Source organism: Streptomyces katrae, assembly GCF_000966975.1.
GTDB classification, from domain to species: Bacteria; Actinomycetota; Actinomycetes; order Streptomycetales; family Streptomycetaceae; genus Streptomyces; species Streptomyces katrae.
The window spans coordinates 1-3,670 of sequence record NZ_JZWV01001381.1 but is presented as its reverse complement, the minus strand read 5'-3'; the positions used below and the strand labels follow the sequence as shown (position 1 = coordinate 3,670).

The window sequence follows — 3,670 nt, the reverse complement described above, 5'->3', positions numbered from 1 at the left end:
GGGCCGGCCGCGCCGACCTCGCCCGCCGCGCCACCCGCGCCGTCCTCGCCCGCGACGCCTCGCCCGCCCAGCGGGTACGGGCCCGGCTCGCCGTGATCGACGCCGCCGGGCAGGCCCTGGCCGCCCTCGACGAGACCTTCGCCTTCGCCTGCGCCGAGGCCGACGCCGCCGACGACCCCTCCCTCCTGGCCGCCGTCCAGCTGCGGATCGCCTGGAAGCACAACCTCAGCGACGGGGACCCCGTACGCTCCCGCGACGCCGCGGCCGAGGCCGGAGCCCTCGCCAAGGCAGGGGGAGACCAGGTCGCCGAAGCCATGGCGCTGACCGTCCGGGCCCGCATGGGCCGCATCCTCGCCGACCCCGACGCCGAGGACATCCTGGCCGAGGCCCTCGCCCTGCCCGCCCCCGAGGTCCCCCTCGGCATGCGCAACGCCCCCCAGTACCTCGCCGTCCGCCACGCCCTCTTCGACGACCGGCTCGCCGACGCCCGCAGCCGGCTCCTCGTCCTGCTCCCCGCCGTCCAGCGCACCGGTTCCGCCGAGGACGTCTTCGAGGTGCTGCGCAGCCTCACCGAGGTCGAACTGCGGCGCGGGGCCTGCGCCCTGGGCGCCGCGCACGCCCGCCGCGCCCTGGAGCTGACCATCGAGGCGGGCCTCTCCCCGGGCCCCGCCTGGTACGTCGCCGCCACCGCGGAGGCGGCCGGCGGCAGCTTCGCCCGGGCCGCCGCCTACGCCCGCCGGGGCATCCGCGCCTCCGAGGAGGAGCACGACCAGGTCTTCCTCTCCCGCGGCCTGTACGCCCTCGGCACCGTCGAACTGGCCACCGGCGAGGCCGCCAGGGCGGTGGCCACCCTGCGCCGGGTCGCCGAACTGGAGGAGGCCCAGCAGGTGGTGGATCCCTCCATCCTGCGCTGGCACGGGGAGCTCGCCGAGGCCCTCGTAGCCGCCGACGACCCCGCCGGGGCCGTCGCCCTCCTCGACGCGGTCACCCCCGTCGCCCGCTCCCTGGAACGGACGTCCGTGCTCGCCGCCCTGGACCGGGCCCGGGGGCTCGCGCTGTCGGCGCAGGGCGAACCGGAATCCGCCGTCGCCCTGCTCCGGGCCACCGCCCAGCGCTTCGACGCCCTCGGCCTGCCCCTCGAACACGGCCGTACGCTGCTGGCGCTGGCCCGGGTGGAACGCCGGCGCCGCCGCCGCGCGCCGGCCCGGGCCGCGCTGCGGGACGCCGCCGAGCTGTTCGAACGGGCCGGGGCCGAACCCTGGCTGTGCCTGGCCCGGGAGAACGCCCCCGAGACCGGTGTCCCGCACCCGGGGGCGGCGGCGCTCACCGACGCCGAGGCACGCCTCGCCCTGCTGGTCGGCGGGGGCGCCAGCAACCAGGAGGCGGCGGCGAAGCTGTTCCTCAGCGTGAAGACCGTCGAGGCCCGGCTCACCCGGATCTACCAGAAGCTGGACGTCCGGTCCCGGGCCCAGCTGGCCACCGCGCTACGCGGACACTGAGCGCGTCAGCAGCCCAGGTTGGCCCCCGGGGTGACGCCGAGCAGCTGGGTGAAGGCCTGGTACTTGTCCACCCGGCTCTGCACCTGCGCCGGGTTGCCGCCGTTGCACTCCAGGGCCCCGTTGATGGAGCGGATGGTCTCGCCGAACCCCGCCCCGTCGACCATCGCCGCGTGCGCCGTCATGGTGCCCGGGCCGTTCTGGGTGTTCCAGTACCAGAGCGCCGTCTTCATCGCGACGGCCGGGTCCCGCTCCACCAGGTAGGGGTTGGCGAGCAGGTTGATGCCCAGGGCGTCGCCGGCCGCCTTGTAGTTGAAGTTCCAGCTGAGCTGGATGGGGCCGCGGCCGTAGTAGGCGGCCTGCCCGGCGGGACAGCCGTAGGGCTGTGAGGCGTCGCAGTAGTGCGGGTAGTTGGCGGTGTTCTGCTCGACGATGTACACGAGCCCGCCCGTCTCGTGGGAGACGTTCGCCAGGAAGGCCGCCGCCTCGCGCCGCTTGACCGTGTCGTCCCCGGTCTTGGCGAAGCCGGGGTAGGCGGAGAGCGCCGCCACCAGGCCGTCGTAGGTGTAGAAGGGGTTCCGGTTCGGAAACATCCGGTTGAACTGGGCCTCGCTGACCACGAACCCGGACGGGTCGCCGGTGCCGGGGTCGGGTTCCTGGCCGCTCCCGCCGCCGCAGGCGCCCTGGTCCGACCAGACGCCCCACTGGCCGGTGGTGCCCGGGGTCTCGCCCTGGGTCCACCACTTGGCCTGCCAGTTGTGGCCGCCGTACGAGGCGCTCGTGCCGCTCGTGTAGACGGCGGAGGAGCTCCAGGCGCCGGCGCAGGCGGGTGCCGCCGCGGCGGGCGGTGCGGGCAGGGCGGCGGCGAGCCCGAGGGCCGCGGCGGCGGCCGTGGCGAGGGAGAGGGCGCGGCGGCGAAGCGCACGTATCACGGAACTGCTCCTTCGGTGGGGGGAGTCGTCGCGCGGGGTGGGGGGCGACGGGTACCGCCACTGAACCGAAATGGTCTGGACCTGTCAAGGACTGGACCGAACTTCGAAGTTCCGTACGGGGAAACGCCGGAGCGGCGTGGCGACCGCGTCGCCACGCCGCTCCGGGGCCGTCGGGTCAGCTGCCGGCCGACAGGTTCCCGGACAGGACCGGGATGTTGGAGAGGATGTGCGAGAGGGTCTCGTCACCCTTGGCCTGGGTGGAGTTCTCGGCGCACTGCTGGTTCTGCGGGTTGGAGGCGATCGGGATGTCCTGGACGCCGATGTTGACGGCGGACAGCACGGACTGGACGTTCACCTTGGCCGGGAGGCCGATGCAGAGCTTGTTCAGCGAGCCCTGGACCAGGTCGAGCTGGGGGCTCATGGCGCCCGCGGTCTCCGCGTTGCCGTAGATCTGCTGCGAACCGTTGCCGTTGACGGTGTTGACGCCGTTGTCGTTGCCGATCGCCATCGCCGGGGTGGCCGCGAGGGCGCCCGTGCCCAGGATGGAGGCGGTGACCGCGGCGGTGGCCATGAACTTTTTGAGCATCGTGGAGATCCTTCTGTCGCATGAGCTGTCCCCGGCGGGACGCTTGGATCAACTGCCCGCGGCCCCAGGGGTTATCGCCCGTCACCCGAGCGGCCCAACAATCCGCGCGGAACGGCTGCTCAGACGGGTGGTACCGGTGCCTCGGCCCCGCCTCCCGCGCGGATCGCGCGAAGCGCCGCGGTGTGGAGCGCGTGCGGGTCGCCGTGCGCCGCGGGACTGCCGGTGAGGGTGTACCACTCGTCCGCGTCGGTGTACTGCACCTCGAAGCGGACGGTGCCGTCCGGCCCGCCGGTGGTGCGCAGCGTCAGCGGGCCGGTGATGACCCCGACCTCGTCCGTCATGGCCCCACCGGGGCCGGCGAGGACCTCGTCCTGCCACTGGTACTGACGGGGGCCGGTCATGCGGCGCAGGTGTCGATCATGGTGGTGAGCATGGCCCTCTCGGCATCGGTGACGGTCAGCCCGTAATGGGACTTGACGGTGGTCCAGGCGCGCCCGTACTGGCACCAGCTCGACTTGTCGGACGGCTGCCACAGATCGGGGCTCTGGTCGCCCTTGGAACGGTTGGAGGCGGCCGAGACCGCCAGCAGCTGGGGACGCGTCAGGTCGTTGGCGAAGGCCTTGCGTTTGGCCGCGTCCCACGCGGCGGCGCCGGAG

The 3,670-nt window shown here is 74.0% G+C and carries 4 protein-coding genes and 1 pseudogene; 1 reads left to right on the top strand and 4 read right to left on the bottom strand.

Annotated elements, in window-relative coordinates; genetic code table 11:
* Positions 1-1,499 (top strand): helix-turn-helix domain-containing protein (locus tag VR44_RS37500; protein ID WP_045952144.1); only part of this gene is annotated, 1,499 nt, incomplete at its 5' end.
* Positions 1,500-1,504: 5 nt separating this feature from the next.
* On the opposite strand, the gene VR44_RS37495 is transcribed toward VR44_RS37500, so the two are convergent.
* The 4 genes and pseudogenes from VR44_RS37495 to VR44_RS37480 form a co-directional block, all read right to left on the bottom strand.
* A complete protein-coding gene (locus VR44_RS37495) occupies positions 1,505-2,428 on the bottom strand; it encodes a glycoside hydrolase family 19 protein (RefSeq protein WP_045952143.1) in 924 nt (307 codons plus the stop codon).
* A gap of 175 nt (positions 2,429-2,603) precedes the next feature.
* On the bottom strand, positions 2,604-3,014 hold the full coding sequence (locus VR44_RS37490) for a rodlin (protein ID WP_045952142.1): 411 nt from the start codon (positions 3,012-3,014) through the stop codon (positions 2,604-2,606).
* 119 nt (positions 3,015-3,133) lie between these two features.
* Positions 3,134-3,415 carry a hypothetical protein gene (locus VR44_RS37485; RefSeq protein WP_045952141.1) on the bottom strand — a complete coding sequence of 94 codons (282 nt, stop codon included), beginning with the start codon at positions 3,413-3,415 and terminating at the stop codon, positions 3,134-3,136.
* Positions 3,412-3,670: pseudogene (locus VR44_RS37480) on the bottom strand (hypothetical protein); the annotation flags it as partial. The gene VR44_RS37485 and the pseudogene VR44_RS37480, both read right to left, overlap by 4 nt.